The sequence below is a fragment of the Streptomyces sp. NPDC031111 genome, from assembly GCF_055570675.1.
Genome location: NZ_JBVIGS010000001.1, coordinates 454,569 through 472,464, shown reverse-complemented (window position 1 = coordinate 472,464; position 17,896 = coordinate 454,569). Strand labels below are relative to the sequence as shown.

Genomic DNA, 17,896 nt, shown 5'->3' with positions numbered 1-17,896 from the left:
GTGCGGATCTTTTCCTCGATCACTATTCACTCAGTACATGTACTCAGTACATAATGGCGCCATGAGCACCCGCCACATCCTGCTGGGCCTGCTCGCCTCGGGGCCGAGCCATGGCTACGACCTCAAGCGACGCCACGACGAACGCTTCCCGCAGGCCCGCCCGCTGGCCTACGGGCAGGTCTACACGACCCTGCAACGACTGGTCCGGGACGGCCTCGCCGAGGTCGAGGGCACCGACTCGGACGGCGGCCCGGAGCGCACGATGTACCGTGCCACGGACGACGGGACGCGCGAACTGTCGCGCTGGGCCGGGGAGATCGCCCCGCCCGCGCCGTTCGTGACGAACGAGATCTTCGCCAAGGTCGTGGTGTCGATCCTGTCCGCCGGCGACCCGGCCGCGTATCTGCGCGCCCAGCGCGCCGCCCACATGGAGCGGATGCGGGAGCTCACCGCGGTGAAGTCGGCGCGGGGCGCGGATCTGGCGACCGTGCTCTCGGCGGACTTCGCCCTCAACCATCTGGACGCCGACCTCCGTTGGATGACGACGACGGCGGCCCGGCTCACCACCCTGACCGCGGAGGTCGACACAGCATGAGCATGGGGGACAACACGGCGGGGCCGCTGCTCGCGGGCCGCGGGCTGGTCAAGGCGCACGGCAGGACCGAGGCCCTGCGCGGCGCCTCCGTCGAGCTGCGCGCGGGCGAGATCCTCGCGGTGACCGGCGCCAGCGGCAGCGGCAAGTCCACGCTGCTGCACTGTCTGTCCGGCATCGTCCGCCCCGACGAGGGCTCGGTGACCTACGCGGGCGAGCGGCTGGAGGAGCTGCCGGAGAAGCGGCTGAGCGAGCTGCGCCGCACCGAATTCGGGGTGGTGTTCCAGTTCGGCCAGCTGATCCCGGAGCTGACCGCGCTCGACAACGTGGCGCTTCCGCTGATGCTGGCCGGCACCGAGCGGGCCACGGCGCACGCGGCGGCCGGGGAGTGGCTGGAGCGGTTCGGGGTGCGCGGGCAGGGGGAATTGCGGCCCGGGGAGCTGAGCGGCGGGCAGGCGCAGCGGACGGCGCTGGCCCGCGCCCTGGTCACAGGCCCCCGGGTGGTCTTCGCGGACGAGCCGACCGGCGCCCTGGACTCACTCGCGGGCGAGCAGGTGATGACGGCCCTGGTGCACACGGCCCGCGAGGCCGGCACGGCGGTGCTGCTGATCACCCACGACGCGCAGGTGGCGGCGTACGCGGACCGGGAAGTGCAGCTGCGCGACGGGGCCGTGGCCCCGCTGGAGGTGACGGCATGACGACGTCCCTGAATGCCGACCTGCGCCTCGCCTGGCAGCTCACCCGCGGTTCCGACCGGCGGGAGTGGTGGCGGATCGGGCTCACCGCGACCGGCGCGGCCCTCGCGACCGGGCTGGCGCTGGCGGCCGCCGTCCTGGCCTCCCTGCGGGGCAACGACTACACCGTGTCCCTCGCCGAGGGCCTGCTCAGCGAACCCGGCACGCGCTCCGGGGTGATCCTCGCCCTGCTGCTGCTCCTGGTCCCGGTGCTCGGGTTCCTCGGCCAGTGCGCCCGCATCGGGGCCGTGCACCGCGACCGGCGGCTGGCCGCGCTGCGGCTGGCCGGGGCGACTCCGGGCCAGGTGCGGCGGATCGCCGCGCTGGAGACCGGGCCGGCCTGTCTGCTCGGCTCGGCGGTCGCGACGGTCGTCTCGGTACCGGTCCTGCTCCGGCTGTGGGAGCGCCCGGCCGCGCTCACCTGGGCCCTGGTCGTACTGGTCCCCCTCGCCGTGCCGGTGCTGGGCGCGGCGGCGGGCGCGCTGGCGCTGCGCCGGGTGGTGGCCTCGCCGCTCGGCCGGGTGCGCCGCGTCGGCCCCACGCGTTCGGGGCGCGGGGCGGGAGGGCTGTTCCTGCTGTCGCTGCTGCTGGTGGCCGGTTTGGCGCTGCTCGCGGCGACCACCACCTCGACCGGGCCCCGGGGCCCGAGGCAGTGGCAGACGCCGATGACGGTGTTCGCGGCGCTGCTCGCGGTCGGCGCGGGCTCGGTGTGGCTGTCCGGGGCCACCTGCCGTCTCGTGGGCCGGACCCTGGCAGTACGAGCCCGCTCGGCGGCGACGCTGATCGCGGCGGAACGGCTGCGCGACGACCCGTGGGCGGCGGCCCGTACGCACGCGGCGGTGCTGCTGGTGACGGTCGTGGGCACCGCGTTCGTGGGCGTACGACAGGGATTGCTGGAGACGCTGCGCGAGAGCAGGTACCGCGGGGAGAGCATGGCGTACTACACGACCGGGCTGGATCTGACCGCCGCCGCGATCGCGGTGGGCCTGGCGATCACCCTGGCCGGTCTCGCCGTCGGCACCGCCGAGTCGCTCGCCACCCGCCGCCGGGGCCTGGCGGCACAGGCCGCCGCCGGAGTGCCGCGCACGGTGCTGAACCGGGCGCTGCTGCTGGAGACCGCCCTGCCGCTCGCACCGGCCCTGCTGCTCGCGGGGGCCGGCGGCATGGCGGTCGGCACCGGCTACGCCTCGCTCGCATCGGGCTCATGGCCCTGGGCGGCCCTGCTGGTCCCGCTCACGGTCTACGCGACCTGCCTCCTGTCCGCCGCCACCGCCCTGCCCCTCCTGCGCCGCACCATCCGCCCGGCGGAGCTGCGGTACGCGTGAACCCGGACGGCCCCGGGGGAACGGGGGTTTCCCGGGGCCGGCCGCGCGCCACGAGCCAGAGGTGCCGCACCGAACACGAAGGCCCGGATCGGTCAGGCGGAGATGCCGTCGATCCGGGCCATGGCGTCGTCCGCGCCGTACGGCTGGAGATACGGCAGCCAGCGCGGGTCCCTATGGCCCGTGCCGATGATGCGCCAGGCCAGGCCGGTGGGCGGGGCAGGTTTGTGGCGCAGGCGCCAGCCCAGCTCGAACAGGTGACGGTCGGCCTTCACGTGGTTGCAGCGGCGGCAGGACGCCACCACGTTGTCCCAGACGTGCTTGCCCCCGCGACTGCGCGGGATGACGTGGTCGACGCTGGTTGCGACGCCACCGCAGTACATGCACCGGCCCCCGTCGCGGGCGAACAGCGCCCGGCGGGTGAGAGGAACGGGCCCCCGGTAGGGAACCCGCACGAAACGCTTGAGCCGGACCACGCTGGGTGCGGGGACTGTGACGGTCGCGCTGTGCAGATAGGCGCCGGTCTCCTCGAGGCAGACTGCCTTGTTCTCGAGGACGAGCACGAGCGCGCGGCGGAGCGGTACGACGCCGAGCGGCTCGTACGACGCGTTGAGGACCAGGACATGCGGCACGGACGGCCTCCTTGTACGCCGGCGGCGCGTGGCTCGCGCCGGGACGATCCGTAGTCAGTCTCCCCTCATGCCTGGTGAACGCGCCACCATCTCCCGGTAACGGGCTGGGAGTGTTTTCGACCACATCCCGATTCATCCCCAGGATCATGGCCTGTTCAAGCGCAGGTGAGGCCGGTCTCTTCTTCACAGGGCGGGCCGATCCCCCCACAATGCCCCGTTAGTGTGGTGGTTCTGCCCGCGACGGTGACCCTTTCGTGACCTTGAACACCTTGACCGACGCACCGGGGGCAGAGATGCACCTGGAGGTACCTGCCGTGTCCTTGTCCGCCGTCCTGACGGCCGCCGGTCCGTCGCCGACGCCCTCGGAGTCCGGGACACCCCGGGTACCCACGCTCCAGGACGCCCAGGAGAGCGCCACGAACGCCGCCGGCTGGGTGGAGGAGAACTGGTCGACGTGGCTCGCGATCGGTCTGCGGGTCCTGCTGATCCTGGTGATCGCGGCCGTACTGAGAGTGGTGGTGCGGCGGGCGATCACCAGGCTGGTCGACCGCATGTCCCGGACCGCCCAGGCCGTGGACGGCACGGCGCTCGGCGGTCTGCTGGTCAACGTCGAGCGGCGCCGCCAGCGCTCGCAGGCGATCGGCTCGGTACTGCGTTCGGTGGCGTCCTTCCTCATTCTGGGCACGGCCGCGCTGATGATCCTCGGCACGTTCCAGATCAACCTGGCCCCGCTGCTGGCCTCGGCGGGTGTCGCGGGCGTGGCGATCGGCTTCGGCGCGCGCAACCTGGTGACGGACTTCCTCTCCGGCGTCTTCATGATCCTGGAGGACCAGTACGGCGTCGGCGACACGGTCGACGCGGGGGTGGCCTCCGGTGAGGTGATCGAGGTCGGGCTGCGGGTGACCAAGCTGCGCGGCGACAACGGCGAGATCTGGTACGTGCGCAACGGCGAGGTCAAGCGCATTGGCAACCTCTCCCAGGGCTGGGCGACCGCGAACGTCGACGTCACGGTCCGTTCCGACGAGGACCTGGACCGGGTGAAGGCCACGCTGACCGAGGTCGCCGAGAAGATGGGCAAGGAGGAGCCCTGGAACGAGCTCCTGTGGAGCCCGATCGAGGTGCTCGGGCTGGACTCGGTGCTGCTGGAGTCGATGGTGGTCCGGGTCTCGGCGAAGACGATGCCGGGGAAGTCCCTGACCGTGGAGCGGGAGCTGCGCTGGCGTATCAAGCGCGCGTTCGATGCGCGTGGGATTCGGATCGTGGGGGGTGCGACGGCGACGGAGGACGTCGAGGTCGCCGATCCCTCGGCGGGGGTGGCGCCGCCGTCGGTGTACTCGAGCACGGTGTCCCCGCAGTCGGTTGCGGCTTCGCCGCTGACGCCGCCGAGTACGACGAAGTAGACGCCCGCGTGGGAGGGCGGTGCCTGGGAGTTGGGTGCCGCCCTCTTCCCTGTGCGGGGGTGGGTTTGTGGCGCCCGGCGCCGTGCGGGGTGCTCCGCGTTGGTGCGGGCCGGGGGTGGGTCGCGCGGCCCGGCGCTTGCGGGGTGCCGTCGCGCCCACCCTCCCCCACTCTCGGCTTCGCTCGAGCGGGAGGTACCCCCATCGCCCCAGCGGCACGACTGCCCGCGGATGGGCGGCATACGGCAGACGGCTGCCCGCGGGAGACGCGACGGGGAGCCGCGTACGGCGGAAGGGGACGGGGCGGGGGTGGCCGCCCGCAGTGGCTGGCGCGTCCGCGCCCCGCGCCTCTCCGAGTGACCCAATCGCGCCGGTCCGAGGACGGACACCCCCGGCGCGGCCCCGACCCACCCACCAACCGTGGGCACGGGAACCGAACTGATTTCCAGGACGTGTTCGTGGGCAGGGTGGGTGCAGCGATCGGATCAAGATCGTGCCAAGGCCGGTGCGAATGTCGGCCCCGACGGCAATACTTGGCGCGAAGGATGACCATGGGGGAGGTCAAGTGACACACACGCCGAACAGCGCGGCGCCACCCGGCACCGCCACGCCCGTACTCCCGGCGGTGCCGCCCCAACCCACCCCCGCGAACACCCCCGCACCACCCCGCCGCACCGCCTTCGCCGAGGGCGTCGACCGCCTCCGCAAGGCCGCCGCCACGGAGCCGGGCCGCCTGCGCATCATCGGCGCGGTCCTCGCCGCCCTCGTCGTGGCCTTCGGCGCCGTGACCGCCTGGCAGATGACCGACAGGGCCGCGGCCGCCGACGACGTCCTCACCAGCAGCCAGCCCCTCAGCTCGGACGCCGCCGAGATCTACCGCTCCCTCGCCGACGCCAACACCGCCGCGTCCAGCGGCTTCCTGGCCGGCGGTCAGGAGACCGAGGAGTCCAGGGACCGCTACGAGAAGCGCATCCGCACCGCCGCCGACAAACTCGTCAACGCCGCGGCGAACTCCGAGCCGGGCTCCCCGTCCGCGGACACGATCACCGAGCTCAACCGCCTCCTCCCCGAGTACAAGGGCCTGGTCGAACGCGCCCGCACCTACAACCGCCAGGGCTTCCCCGTCGGCGGCGCCTACCTGCGGTACGCGAACGAGAAGATGCAGAAGGAGATGCTCCCGGCGGCGGAGGACCTCTACACCAGGGAGAACCAGCGCCTGCGCTCCGACTACGCCGACGCGACCCCCTACCCCTGGGCCGCGATCGCCCTCGGCGTCGTCGCCCTGGCCGCCCTCGCCTGGGCCATGCGCCGCAACTACCTCCGCACCAACCGGGTCCTCAACCACGGCCTGGTGGCGGCGACGACGGCCGCCACGGTCGTCCTCCTCTGGCTGACGGTCGGCCACACCCTCGCCCGCTCGGGCCTCAACGACTCCTACGATCACGGCGTCCGCTCGCTCAACGTGCTGCACGACGCCCGTATCGCCTCCCTGAAGGCCCGGGGCAACGAGAACCTGACCCTGGTGGCGCGGGGCGCCGAGACGAAGAAGGTCGGCAAGAAGACGTTCGACGCCTACGACTACGACTTCGGCCGCGACATGGACGCCCTCGGCAAGGGCCTGGCCGAGGCGGAGCGACTCGCGGACGACGACATCGGCGCGAAGCCGGTCTCCTCCGCGGTGGGCAACATGACCGAGTGGAAGAAGCGCCACGCGGCGGCCCGGAAACAGGACGAGAACGGCAACTACCAGCAGGCGCTGGACATGGTGATCGGCGCCGAGGGCGCGACCGGCGAGTGCTTCGACAGCGTGGACGACAACCTGGCCACCGCGCTGGACCACGAGGAGAAGGAGTTCAAGCTGGCGGCCGGGGACGGCAGGGACGCGCTGACGGGCCTGCCGGCCGGCGCGGCGGTCCTCGCCGTACTGGGCGCGGCCGGCGCGGTGCTGGGCATCGGCCGCAGGCTGTCGGAGTACCGATGAACGGACGGGTGACAGAGCCGAAGGGGGCCATGACGATGGTCGCACGACACCTGCGGGCCCGCCTGAAGGGCTGGGGCGGAGTGGGCGCGATGGCCACCGCCTGCGCCCTGGCGCTGGTTTTCGCGCTGCTCCTGACCTGCACCACCACCCCACCCACCACCCGGGCGAAACCGGCCGGCCAACCCGTCTCGCAGGCGCAGGCACAAGCGCGGGCAGCCGAGGACTGCACGGCCCCCGAGAAGCAGACCCTCTCCCCCGCCGACGCCGACGGCCCCACCATCGAGGCGATCAAGAACCGGGAGGGCGAGAAGCGCAAGCTGATCGTCGGCGTCGACCAGAACAGCTACCGCTGGGGCTACCGCGACCCCAACAGCGGCGAGAGCGGCACACTCGAGGGCTTCGACATCGACCTGGTGCACCGCATCGCCGAGGAGATACTCGGCGACCGCGACGCCGTCCAGTTCAAGGCGATCCCGACCGACCAGCGCGTACCGGCGATCCAGGGGGGCCGCGTGGACATGGTGGTCCGCACGATGACGATCGCCTGCGACCGCATCGACGACGTGGCGTTCTCCGCACCGTACTTCAAGACGGGCCAGCAGGTCCTGGCCCCGAAGTCCTCGCCGATCGAGGGATACGACGAGACCCTCGCGGGCCAGGAGATCTGCACGGCCACGGGCTCCACGGCGTACACGAATCTGGAGGCGGACAAGGAGGCGGGCCGGCTCCCGGCGTCCACCGACATCCGCACCACCGTCCCCAACCAGCTGGACTGCCTGGTGCGTCTCCAGCTCGGCGAGGTCGACGCGGTGGTCACCGACGCCGCGCTCGCGGCCAGCCAGGCCGCGCAGGATCCGACGGTCGAGCTCAAGGGCGAGGCGTTCACGACCGAGTACTACGGCGTGGCGATGAAGAAGGACGCGGACGACCTGGTCCGCCGGGTCAACCAGATCCTGGTGGACTTCCGCGCGGACGACGAGGCCGGCTGGCGGGAGTCGTACCGCGACTGGCTGTCGGCCACCCTGGGGGACGACCCCTCCGACTCGGAGCCGCCCGACCCGGAGTACCTGCGCACGAGCTGACACCGATCCGACCCCAGCCGGACACTCCCCACCCACCGTCAACAACCCCGCAGCGAGAGGTGATCGATGGCCGACACGGATCCCACCGGGCCGGTGATGGACCGGGACGAGGTGGACCGTGCGCTGGCGCGGCTCGGCGCGGAGCACGAGGCGATCGAGACCTCGCTCCTCGCCTTGCAGGACCACGCGGGCCGAAGACTCCTGGAGGGCGCGCGGCTCACCGGTCTGACCGAGGAGCGCTGGACGGCCACGGAGGCGGCGATCACGCTGCTGTGGACGTACTTCGACGCGTACACGGACGCGCTGCGCACCGCGCGGGACATCAGGGCCCGCCGCCGCTGGTCCAGCCGTGAGGACCTGGTGGAGCTGACGGAGCTGCTGCGCGGCGACTCGGTGACCGTGGCCGGCAGCGCGACGGCGACGGCCCACGCGCCGACACTCCACGGCGCCGGGCCCGGCAGACTCAGCGAGCGGTACTCACTGGCCACCCTCGTCGACCGCATGAACGAGCTGTACGCGTCCTCGCTCGACATGGTCGTCGCGGCGGACGCGGTGTGGTCGGCGCTGCCCGCGCGGATCGATTTACTCTCCGCCGAGCTCCAGCGCACCAGCAGGCTCGCCCACTCGGTCGGTGTGCGGCCGGGCGAACACCCGGCGGGCGACGACCTGGAGCGGATCACCCGCACCCTGACCCGGCTGCGCGAGCAGGTGGTGTCCGACCCGCTGGCGTTCTGGAAGCGCGCGGAGGGCAGTTCGGCGCCGGGCGGCGGACGGCCCGACACCACCGTCTACGACCGTGAGGCACGCGCGCTGGAGGACGTGCGCCGCGAGATCGACGCGGTGCTGACGGTCCGCCAGGACGCCGAGAAGCGCATCGTCAGGCTGCGGGACGTGCTGTCGCGCGCCGACCGCACCCTCGCGGAGGCCCGTACCGCGCGCGGCGAGGTCCTCGCGAAGATCGCCGCGACGGAGGTGCCGGTGGTGAGCGGTCCGCCGACCGCGTTGCAGGAGCAGCTGTCGACGGCGGCCGAGTACCGCAGGCACGCCCAGTGGCACCGGCTGTCCCCGCTCCTGGAGTCCCTGGAGCAGAAGGCGGAGGACGAACTGCTGCGGGCCCGCGAGTCGTTGACCGCGGTCACGGCACCGCTGGCGGTCCGTGCCGAGCTGCGCGGGCGGCTGGACGCGTACAAGGCGAAGGTCGCCCGGCACGGTCTGGCGGAGGATCCCGTCCTGGTGGAGCGGTACGAGAAGGCGCGCCGCATGCTGTGGAGCGCGCCCTGCGATCTGCGCGCCGCCGACCAGGCGGTGCTGCGCTACCAGCAGGCGGCCACGGAACTCCTCGGCTCCGCGCCGCGGGTGCCCGGCCAGGGCGTGCCGGACGACCGGAGGGGGCCCGGCGCATGAGCGACAAGGGGGAGGCGGCGTCATGAGCGAACCGGAGAACCAGGGGTCCGGGACCGGGCAGGCGGCCCCGCGCACCTGTCAGCGCCCCGACTGCGGCGGCACGTACGAGGACGTCGGTGGCGGCGAGCTGTACTGCGACACCTGCGGTCTGGCCCCGGTCGTGTCGCCGACCGGCATGGTCGGCTCGGCCCCGACCGGCATCACGGTGGGCGGCCACGACTCGCGCGGGTCGTCGGGCAGCGCGAGCACCGGCAGCCGCAGCAGCCGGAGTTCGCGTACGTCGTCCCAGTCGTCGAAGTCGCGCCGGTCGGTCTCCGGGCGGCTCTCCCGCTCGCTCTCGGGCCGGACCACGGGCCGCTCGGTGTCGGTGCGCAGCTCCGGCGCGGGCGCCGCCGGCTCCTCCGGCCGGGGCCGGCTCGGCGCGGGACTGGTCGAGGTGCCGCCGATCCCGCGCCCCGACCCGCGGGCGATGGTGCTGGACAACCCCGAGGTGCCCGAGCGGAAGCGGTTCTGTTCGCGTTCCGACTGCGGGGCGCCGGTGGGCCGGGCCCGCAGCGGCCGGCCGGGGCGCACGGAGGGCTTCTGCACCAAGTGCGGTCACCCGTACTCGTTCGTCCCGAAGCTGCGCGACGGGGACGTCGTGCACGGCCAGTACGAGGTGGTCGGCTGTCTGGCGCACGGCGGCCTGGGCTGGATCTACCTCGCCGTGGACCGGGCGGTGTCCGACCGCTGGGTGGTGCTGAAGGGCCTGCTGGACACGGGCGACCAGGACGCGATGGCGGCGGCGATCTCCGAGCGGCGCTTCCTCGCGGAGATCGAGCACGCCAACATCGTGCGGATCTACAACTTCGTGGAGCACCTCGACCAGCGCACCGGCTCCCTCGACGGCTACATCGTCATGGAGTACCTCGGCGGCAAGTCCCTGAAGGAGATCGCCAACGGCCGCCGCACCCCGGAGGGCAGGCGCGATCCGCTGCCGGTGGAGCAGGCCTGCGCGTACGGCATCGAGGCCCTGGAGGCGCTCGGTCATCTGCACAGCCGCAACCTGCTGTATTGCGACTTCAAGGTCGACAACGCGATCCAGACCGAGGACCAGCTGAAGCTGATCGACATGGGCGCGGTCCGCCGGATGGACGACGAGGAGTCGGCGATCTACGGCACGGTCGGCTACCAGGCGCCCGAGGTGGCCGACGTCGGGCCGTCGGTGGCGTCGGACCTGTACACGGTCGCCCGGACGCTCGCCGTCCTCACGTTCGACTTCCAGGGCTACACGAACGTCTACGTGGACTCGCTGCCCGACCCTGACAACATCGAGGTCTTCCGGCAGTACGAGTCGTTCTACCGGCTCCTGGTCCGCGCCACCGACCCGGACCCGGCCCGCCGCTTCGCCTCGGCACAGGAGATGACCGAGCAGCTGACGGGTGTGCTGCGCGAGGTGGTCTCGCTCCAGTCGGGGCGGGCCCGCCCGGCGCTGTCGACGCTCTTCGGCCCGGAACTGCGGGTGACGGACACGGAGTTGTTCCCCGCGCTGAACGGGGACGTCTCCCGCCTGGGCACCCGGACGGTCCCCCGTCCCCGGAACGGGCAGCGGGCGCTTCCGCCCGCCGGCGGCTCCCCCGCTCCGCCTCCGTCCGCCCTCGTCAAGCCCGTCGACTGCCCCACCGCCGCGCTCGCGCTGCCCGTGCCGCATGTCGACCCCACCGACCCCAACGCCGGTTTCCTCGCCGGTCTGCTGGCGTCCGCGCCCGGTGAGCTGATCAACGCGCTGGCCGCCGCTCCCGCCCCGTCGGCCGAGACCCGGCTGCGCGAGATCCGCGCCCGGCTGGAGACCGGCGAGTGGTCCACCGCGCTGCCGGCGCTGCGCGAGCTTGAGGAACGGGACCCCGACGACTGGCGGGTGGTCTGGTACCGGGGCGTGGCCGCGCTGGTCACCGGCGACCACGAGGGCGCCGCGCTGGCCTTCGACGCGATCTACGACGCGTTCCCCGGCGAGATCGCGCCGAAGCTGGCGCTCGGCGTGTGCGCGGAGGTGCTGGGGCAGTTGGACAACGCCGCCGAGTACTACCGCCTGGTGTGGTCGACCGACCCGAGCTATGTGAGCGCGGCGTTCGGGCTGGCCCGGGTCCAGCTGGCGGCCGGGGACCGGCGTGGCGCCGTGCGGACGCTGGAGTCGGTGCCGGAGTCCTCCATCCATTACACGGCCGCGCGGGTGGCGTCCGTCCGGGCGCGGCTGCGTGGGCGTACGGCCGCCGCCGGTGACGTACCGTTCCTTGACGACCTGACCGCCGCCGCCGGGCAGGTCGAGGCCCTGGAGGCGTACGGTCTGGATCCGGCGCGCCGCGAGCAGTTGGCGGCCGAGGTCCTCGGCTGTGGGCTGGACTGGGTACTCTCCGGGGGCCAGGGTTCCGCCCCTCCCGCCGCCGGGGGACGGACGCTGCTCGGCAGCGGTCTGGACGAGCGGGGCCTGCGCTTCGGCCTGGAGCGTTCGTACCGCACGCTGGCCCGGCTGGCGCGCAGCGGCGAGGAGAGGATCGACCTGGTGGAACGTGCCAATCGTTACCGCCCCCGGACGTGGGTGTAGTTGATGTCGCAGATGCCCCAGCAGGCCGCTCTGTCGAAGTGCCCGAGCTGCGAGGAACCCCTCGAGGCGGGTGATCGTTTCTGCGGTGCGTGCGGATACGACCTGTCGACGGTCCCCGCACGGCCGCGGGACGAGCCGACGATCGCCATGAACGGCTCGGTGCCGCCCCAGTCCTCGGCGGATCGCGGCCAGGTCCGGCCACCGTCGGCCCCGCCCGCCGCCCCGGCCTGGCCCGCCCCGGACGGCCCCGCCGACCCGGTGCCGGCCCAAGCCGCTCCCGTCGTACCGCCCTTGGCGAACGGCGCCGTGCCGCCGCCGCCCGCCCCCGCTGCCGTACCGCCGCCCCCGCCGGCGGCGCCGCCCGCCCCGTCGTCCGGGGTGCGCTTCGACCGGCGGGCGGAGCCGGAGGAGGCGTCCGCCGCTTCACCGGCCGCGCAGCCCGACGAGTACCCGCTCCAGGCGCCGGACCCGCGGGTGGCCGCCGAGCCGGCGCGGGCCGGTGGGAGTGCCGCGGTGTGCGTGGCCTGCCGCGCGGGCCGGGTGGACGACGACGGCTACTGCGAGAACTGCGGCCACGCCCAGCCGCGCGAACGGGACCACATGGAACAGGAATGCGGCCCCCTGGCCGCGGTCAGCGACCGCGGTCTGCGCCACCACCGCAACGAGGACGCCTTCGCCGTCGGCACCGCCGCGCTGCCGGACGGTTCCCCGGCCTCCGTGGCGATCGTCTGTGACGGCGTCTCCTCCGCCACCCGCCCCGACGAGGCGTCACTCGCCGCCTCCCGCGCGGCGAGCGAGTCGCTGCTCGCCGCCCTGCCGCGGGGCACGCACCCGCAGCAGGCGATGCACGACGCGATCGTGGCCGCCTCGGAGGCGGTCAACGCGCTGGCCGACGAGCCCGCCGCGGCGCGTGAGCACGCCCCGCACCAGAACGCCCCGGCGTGCACCATCGTCGGCGCCGTGGTGACGGCGGGCCTGCTGGTGGTCGGCTGGGTCGGCGACAGCCGCGCCTACTGGGTGCCGGTGGACCGCTCCGCCCCGGCGGCCCGGCTCACCGAGGACGACTCGTGGGCCGCGCAGATGGTCGCCGCGGGCCTGATGGGCGAGGCCGAGGCCTACGCCGACCAGCGCGCCCACGCGATCACCGGCTGGCTCGGCGCCGACGCCTACGAACTGGAGCCGCACACCGCGTCCTTCAAGCCGGACCGCCCCGGTGTGGTCGTGGTCTGCACGGACGGCCTGTGGAACTACGCGGAGTCGGCCGACGACATGGCCGAGGCCGTGCCCGCGGACGCCGCCGTACGGCCCCTGCACGGCGCCCGGGTGCTGGTCGGTCACGCCCTCGACGGCGGGGGCCACGACAACGTAACAGTGGCCCTCGTGCCGTTCCCGGCCGTCCCGCAGGGGGCAGGATCGGCCTGAGGCCGCTTACGGGACCCCTCTCAGGGGGAAGCCTCAACGGACCGGAGGGGACCGGTCCGTCATCCGTCGTCGCCCCGCGCCGTCGGGGCAGCCAAGGGGGATCGAAACAGGCATGGCCAATTTGTCGAAATCGAACGTGCCGCAGTTCTCGGTGGACGTGTACCAGAACGAGTACCTGCCGGAGGGCGGCCGCGAGGTCAACGCCATCGTCACGGTGACCGCGACCGGCGGCGGCACCATCGGCAGCGCGGTGACGGCGCCCCACCTCTACTCGCCCGGTGAGGGGCCGTCGGCAGCCGTGGTCCTCATGGTCGACTGCTCGGGCTCGATGGACTACCCGCCGACCAAGATGCGCAACGCCCGGGACGCCACGGCCGCCGCGATCGACGCCCTGCGCGACGGCGTGCACTTCGCGGTGGTCGGCGGAACGCACGTGGCCAAGGAGGTCTATCCGGGCGGCGGCGGCCTCGCGGTCGCCGACGCGGGCACCCGTGAGCAGGCCAAGCAGGCGCTGCGGAGGCTGAGCGCGGGCGGCGGCACGGCGATCGGCACCTGGCTGGGTCTGGCCGACCGGCTGCTGGCCTCGGCGGACGTGGCCATCCGGCACGGCATCCTGCTCACCGACGGCCGCAACGAGCACGAGTCGCCGGAGGACCTGAAGGCGGCCCTGGACGCCTGCGCCGGACGCTTCACCTGTGACGCCCGCGGTGTGGGCACCGACTGGGAAGTGAAAGAAGTCACAGGCATCGCCTCCGCCCTCCTCGGCACCGCCGACATCGTCGCCGACCCGGCCGGTCTCGCCGCCGACTTCACGCAGATGATGGAGACGGCGATGGGCAAGGAGGTCGCGGACGTCTCGCTGCGGCTGTGGACGCCGGTCGGTACGACCGTGAGGTTCGTCAAGCAGGTCGCGCCCACGGTCGAGGAGCTGACCGAACGCCGCGCGGAGGCGGGCCCCCGCGCGGGCGACTACCCGCTGGGTTCCTGGGGTGACGAGTCCCGTGACTACCACGTCTGCGTGGAGGTCCCGGCCGCCGGCATCGGGCAGGAGATGCTCGCGGCCCGGCTGTCGTTGGTGATTCCGGAGCCGGACGGCAGCGTGCGGAACCTCGGCGCGCAGGGGCTGGTCCGGGCCGTGTGGACGGACGACATGGCCGCCTCGACGTCGATCAACCCTCAGGTCGCCCACTACACGGGGCAGGCCGAACTGGCGGAAGTCATCCAAGAGGGTCTCGATCTGCGCAAAGTGGGGGATATCGACGGAGCAACGGCCAAACTGGGCAGGGCCGTTCAGCTCGCGAGCGCGTCCGGCAACGCGGATACTGCGAAACTGCTTGCGAAGGTGGTGGACGTCGTCGATGCCGCGACGGGTACTGTGCGACTGAAGGCGAAGGTCGAGGAGGCCGACGAGATGACGCTCGAGACTCGGTCGACAAAGACTGTTCGTGTAAAGAAGTGATCGGTAAGTAATCGAGCCTGACCCCTCGGGGTTGGAGAAACCGGCCGGAACCGGCCGGACAGGAGAGGGGGAAGCGCCGACATGCCGACCTGCCCGAACGGACACCAGTCGGGTTCCGACGACTGGTGCGAGGTGTGCGGTCACCGCATGGCGGGTGCCGTGCCCCCACCTCCTCCCCCGCCGCCCGCGCCCGGCGGCGGCTACGGATTCCCGCCGCCCGGCGGTCCCGCCGGTGGCCCCGGCGGACCCGGTGGCTTCAGCGGACCCGGTGGCGCCCAGCCGGAGCTGTGCCCGCAGTGCCGTACGCCGCGTGAGGGCGCGGCGCCGTTCTGCGAGGAGTGCCGCTGGAACTTCCTGACGAACACGGCGACCTCGTACACCCCGGCCGCCCCGCGTCCGCCGGCCCCCGGCCCCGGTCCGGGCGGGCCCTTCCAGCAGCCGCCCGGCGGTCCGTCGTACGGCGGCGGCGACTCCTTCGACTACCAGGGCTCGCGTCCCTCGCAGATGAACCGGCCCGCCGAGCCGATCCCTCCGGGCCCGCCCGGCTTCGGCGGCGACCCGTCCCGCCCGGTACCGCCACCGCCTGGCCCGCGCGGGCCCGGTGGGCCCGGTGGACCTGGCGGCTTCGGTGGTCCCGGTGGCCCCAACGGCCCCGGCGGTCCCGGCGATCCAAACCGCCCCGGCGGCCCCGGTGGGCCTGGTGGTTTCGGTGGTCCCGGCGGCCCGAACGGTCCTGAGGGCCCGAACGGCCCCGGCGGTCCTGGAGGTCCGAACGGCCCTGGTGGGCCCGGTGGTTTCGGTGGTCCCGGCGGCCCTGCGGGCCCGAACGGCCCCGGTGGTCCCGGCGGTCCTGGGAACCCGAACGGCCCCGGTGGGCCAGGTGGATTCGGTGGTCCCGGCGATCCGAACCGGCCCGGCGGCCCGAACGGTCCCGGGGGCCCTGGCGGGCCGAACGGCCCTGGTGGTTTCGGTGGTCCGGGTGGCCCGAACGGCCCCGGCGATCCGAACCGCCCCGGTGGCCCCAACGGCCCCGGTACTCCGCAGGCGTTCCAGTCCGGACCGCCGGCCCCGCCCGCGTACCCGCAGGACACCGGCCGCCCGCAGCCGGGCGGACCCGCCTTCGGCGGCGGTGACGACGACTGGGTGATCTCCCCGCCGAGCGGCGGCCCCGGTGGCGCGGGTCCCGGCGGCCCGAACGGCCCCGGCCACGGCGGCGGTTACGGCTATCCGCAGCCCGGTGCGACCCAGGCGCCGCCCGGCCCCGGTGGCTTCCCGCAGCAGCCGCGCCCGCCGCAGGGCCCGGCGACCTGGACCGCGACCATCGGTCCGGACCGTGAGTACTTCATGGCGATGATGCAGCGCTCCGGCCCCGAGGCCGCGGGCCTGAACCTGCCCGCGTACTCGCCCGAGCAGCAGCGCACGCTCACCGGCAACCAGATCACCATCGGCCGGCGCCGCCACTCCACCGGCGACACCCCCGACATCGATCTGTCCACCCCGCCGGAGGACCCGGGCGTCTCGCACCAGCACGCGGTGCTGGTGCAGCAGCCGGACGGCACCTGGGCGGTCGTCGACCAGAACTCGACGAACGGTACGACGGTCAACGGCTCGGACGAGCCGATCCAGCCGTTCGTCCCGGTCCCGCTCCAGGACGGCGACCGGGTCCACGTGGGCGCCTGGACGACCATCACGATCCGCCGCGGCTGAGCGGCCCTAGGGCACCGGCCAGACGTACGGCCCCTCGGGGTCGTCCAGCCAGGCGCGGTCGCCCCCGGCGTCGACGGTGAGGCCGTAGCGTTCGCGCTGCGGCCTGCCCTCGCGCTCCCAGACGTCGTACGCCTCCCGTGGTGCGAGGGCGCCGGCGGTCAGGGCCAGCAGGAACCGGAACAGGTCGCTCCCCCGGGCCGTGGACGGCAGCCCTTCCAGATCGGGCTGTTCCTTCCACGACCGGCTCGCCCCGCGCAGCGGGACGAAGTAGGCCGGCGTGTGCAGGAAGCGTCCCTCGGCGTGCCCGGCGTCGCGCACGCTGAGGGCGACCAGGCCGGTGGCGAACGGGGCGAGGATCCTGGCGCCCGGGACGCACTGGGCGAGCCAGGCGCGCGGGACGGACGGCAGGGCGCAGGTCGCGATGATCCGGTCGAAGGGGGCGCGTGCGGGCACCCCGCGTGCGCCGTCACCGGTGACGACGGCCGGGTGGTGCCCGGCGGCGTCGAGGTGCCGGCGGGCCGACTCGGTGATGTCCGGGTCGAGGTCGACCGTGGTGACCAGGTCGTCGTCGCCGAGCCGATGGGCGAGCAGGGCGGCGTTGTAGCCGCTGCCGGTGCCGATCTCCAGCACCTTCTGCCCGTCCCGGACCTCCAGTCCGGCCAGCATCAGCGCCATGAGGGAGGGCTGGCTGCTGGAGGAGATCAGCTCGCCGTCGCGCAGCCGGATCGCCAGCGGGGTGTCCTCGTACGCGCCCCGCAGCCACCGCTCGCGCGCGTCGGGGTCGGCGTTCTCGCCCCACCGGCGCTCGTATCCACCGACGACGCCGACGTAGTAGTACGGCACGAACAGATGGCGCGGCACGGCGGCGAACGCCTCCCGCCACACCGGGTCGGCGTCGAACGCCCCGCTCGCGCCGATCTCGCGTACGAGCCCCGCCCGCGCCGAGGCGGCGGGGCCGTCAGGCACCTCGCGCTCCTGCCCGCCCATGCCTCCACAGTAGGGCCCTAGGGCTCAGGTCCTACGCCGTCCCGTCTGAGACCATGGACGGCGTGACAGAGATTCGGCGCGGCACGCTTCAGGAGCAGACGTTCTACGAGCAGGTCGGCGGGGAGGAGACCTTCCGCCGGCTCGTCCACCGTTTCTACGAGGGAGTGGCGGAGGACCCACTGCTGCGGCCCATGTATCCCGAGGAGGACCTGGGCCCGGCCGAGGAGCGGCTCGTGCTCTTCCTCATGCAGTACTGGGGCGGTCCGACCACCTACAGCGAGAACCGCGGCCACCCGAGGCTGCGGATGCGGCACGTGCCGTTCAAGGTGGACCGGGCGGCGCACGACGCGTGGCTGAAGCACATGCGGGACGCCGTCGACGAGCTCGGCCTGTCCGAGGAGCACGAGCAGACCCTGTGGAAGTACCTGACCTACGCGGCCGCCTCCATGATCAACTCCCCGGACTGAGACCGGACCGAGTCCGTACTGAGCAGGGATCCCCGACCCCTCCGGTCAGATTTCGGTGATCCCTGACCGCATTCCGATCACAATCCGGTCAAGCCCGCGCTCCGACCGGTTACCCCCACCGCGGCCCCT

14 protein-coding genes are annotated in these 17,896 nt (G+C 73.4%); 12 read left to right on the top strand and 2 right to left on the bottom strand.

From position 1 onward, the window contains the following. Window positions 1-61: 61 nt before the first annotated feature. Genes ACZ470_RS02115 through ACZ470_RS02105 form a run of 3 tightly spaced genes read left to right on the top strand, consistent with a single transcriptional unit; the run spans window position 62 to window position 2,651 of the window. Window positions 62-595, top strand: a complete 534-nt coding sequence (locus tag ACZ470_RS02115) for a PadR family transcriptional regulator (protein WP_468423558.1) — start codon at window positions 62-64, stop codon at window positions 593-595. Beyond that, complete coding sequence (locus ACZ470_RS02110; protein ID WP_468423556.1) at window positions 592-1,290, top strand: ABC transporter ATP-binding protein; 699 nt, start codon at window positions 592-594, stop codon at window positions 1,288-1,290. The genes ACZ470_RS02115 and ACZ470_RS02110 overlap by 4 nt, the downstream gene beginning before the upstream one ends. Beyond that, window positions 1,287-2,651 (top strand): FtsX-like permease family protein, encoded by a 1,365-nt coding sequence (locus ACZ470_RS02105; RefSeq protein ID WP_468423554.1) that lies wholly within the window; start codon window positions 1,287-1,289, stop codon window positions 2,649-2,651. The genes ACZ470_RS02110 and ACZ470_RS02105 overlap by 4 nt, the downstream gene beginning before the upstream one ends. Window positions 2,652-2,743: 92 nt before the next feature. Here the strand turns inward: ACZ470_RS02105 and ACZ470_RS02100 are convergent, their stop codons facing one another. Beyond that, on the bottom strand, window positions 2,744-3,280 hold the full coding sequence (locus tag ACZ470_RS02100) for an HNH endonuclease (protein WP_142195330.1): 537 nt from the start codon (window positions 3,278-3,280) through the stop codon (window positions 2,744-2,746). Window positions 3,281-3,573: 293 nt separating this feature from the next. Between ACZ470_RS02100 and ACZ470_RS02095 the strand changes: the two genes are divergently transcribed. The 8 genes from ACZ470_RS02095 (at window position 3,574) to ACZ470_RS02060 (ending at window position 16,313) form a co-directional block, all read left to right on the top strand. Then, window positions 3,574-4,680 (top strand): mechanosensitive ion channel family protein, encoded by a 1,107-nt coding sequence (locus ACZ470_RS02095; protein WP_468424038.1) that lies wholly within the window; start codon window positions 3,574-3,576, stop codon window positions 4,678-4,680. Window positions 4,681-5,242: 562 nt separating this feature from the next. Then, window positions 5,243-6,658, top strand: coding sequence for a hypothetical protein (locus ACZ470_RS02090; RefSeq protein WP_468423552.1), 1,416 nt, complete (start codon window positions 5,243-5,245; stop codon window positions 6,656-6,658). A 35-nt stretch (window positions 6,659-6,693) separates the two neighbouring features. Then, window positions 6,694-7,740: a glutamate ABC transporter substrate-binding protein gene (locus ACZ470_RS02085; protein ID WP_468423550.1), complete on the top strand. Its 1,047-nt coding sequence runs from the start codon at window positions 6,694-6,696 to the stop codon at window positions 7,738-7,740. 66 nt (window positions 7,741-7,806) lie between these two features. Beyond that, a complete protein-coding gene (locus ACZ470_RS02080; protein ID WP_468423549.1) occupies window positions 7,807-9,144 on the top strand; it encodes a coiled-coil domain-containing protein in 1,338 nt (445 codons plus the stop codon). Between the two features lie 22 nt (window positions 9,145-9,166). After that, the gene (locus tag ACZ470_RS02075) at window positions 9,167-11,725 is read left to right on the top strand and encodes a serine/threonine-protein kinase (protein WP_468423547.1); all 2,559 of its coding nucleotides are present in this window, start codon (window positions 9,167-9,169) and stop codon (window positions 11,723-11,725) included. A 3-nt stretch (window positions 11,726-11,728) separates the two neighbouring features. Further along, window positions 11,729-13,147: a PP2C family serine/threonine-protein phosphatase gene (locus ACZ470_RS02070; protein WP_468423545.1), complete on the top strand. Its 1,419-nt coding sequence runs from the start codon at window positions 11,729-11,731 to the stop codon at window positions 13,145-13,147. Window positions 13,148-13,259: 112 nt separating this feature from the next. Then, entirely contained in the window at window positions 13,260-14,606 is a 1,347-nt protein-coding gene (locus ACZ470_RS02065; protein WP_468423543.1) for a vWA domain-containing protein, read from the top strand. Window positions 14,607-14,687: 81 nt separating this feature from the next. Next, window positions 14,688-16,313, top strand: a complete 1,626-nt coding sequence (locus tag ACZ470_RS02060) for an FHA domain-containing protein (RefSeq protein ID WP_468423541.1) — start codon at window positions 14,688-14,690, stop codon at window positions 16,311-16,313. Window positions 16,314-16,319: 6 nt separating this feature from the next. Here the strand turns inward: ACZ470_RS02060 and ACZ470_RS02055 are convergent, their stop codons facing one another. After that, window positions 16,320-17,300: a methyltransferase domain-containing protein gene (locus ACZ470_RS02055; protein ID WP_468423539.1), complete on the bottom strand. Its 981-nt coding sequence runs from the start codon at window positions 17,298-17,300 to the stop codon at window positions 16,320-16,322. A 53-nt stretch (window positions 17,301-17,353) separates the two neighbouring features. Between ACZ470_RS02055 and ACZ470_RS02050 the strand changes: the two genes are divergently transcribed. Beyond that, window positions 17,354-17,767 (top strand): globin, encoded by a 414-nt coding sequence (locus ACZ470_RS02050; protein ID WP_468423537.1) that lies wholly within the window; start codon window positions 17,354-17,356, stop codon window positions 17,765-17,767. The last annotated feature ends 129 nt before the right edge of the window (window positions 17,768-17,896 follow it).

Coding starts and splice junctions, on each gene's coding strand:
- ACZ470_RS02055 (WP_468423539.1), bottom strand. CDS start 17,300: ATGGGCGGGCAGGAGCGCGAGGTGCCTGACGGCCCCGCCGCCTCGGCG.
- ACZ470_RS02095 (WP_468424038.1), top strand. CDS start 3,574: ATGCACCTGGAGGTACCTGCCGTGTCCTTGTCCGCCGTCCTGACGGCC.
- ACZ470_RS02110 (WP_468423556.1), top strand. CDS start 592: ATGAGCATGGGGGACAACACGGCGGGGCCGCTGCTCGCGGGCCGCGGG.
- ACZ470_RS02105 (WP_468423554.1), top strand. CDS start 1,287: ATGACGACGTCCCTGAATGCCGACCTGCGCCTCGCCTGGCAGCTCACC.
- ACZ470_RS02050 (WP_468423537.1), top strand. CDS start 17,354: ATGGACGGCGTGACAGAGATTCGGCGCGGCACGCTTCAGGAGCAGACG.
- ACZ470_RS02060 (WP_468423541.1), top strand. CDS start 14,688: ATGCCGACCTGCCCGAACGGACACCAGTCGGGTTCCGACGACTGGTGC.
- ACZ470_RS02065 (WP_468423543.1), top strand. CDS start 13,260: ATGGCCAATTTGTCGAAATCGAACGTGCCGCAGTTCTCGGTGGACGTG.
- ACZ470_RS02080 (WP_468423549.1), top strand. CDS start 7,807: ATGGCCGACACGGATCCCACCGGGCCGGTGATGGACCGGGACGAGGTG.
- ACZ470_RS02070 (WP_468423545.1), top strand. CDS start 11,729: ATGTCGCAGATGCCCCAGCAGGCCGCTCTGTCGAAGTGCCCGAGCTGC.
- ACZ470_RS02085 (WP_468423550.1), top strand. CDS start 6,694: ATGGTCGCACGACACCTGCGGGCCCGCCTGAAGGGCTGGGGCGGAGTG.
- ACZ470_RS02075 (WP_468423547.1), top strand. CDS start 9,167: ATGAGCGAACCGGAGAACCAGGGGTCCGGGACCGGGCAGGCGGCCCCG.
- ACZ470_RS02115 (WP_468423558.1), top strand. CDS start 62: ATGAGCACCCGCCACATCCTGCTGGGCCTGCTCGCCTCGGGGCCGAGC.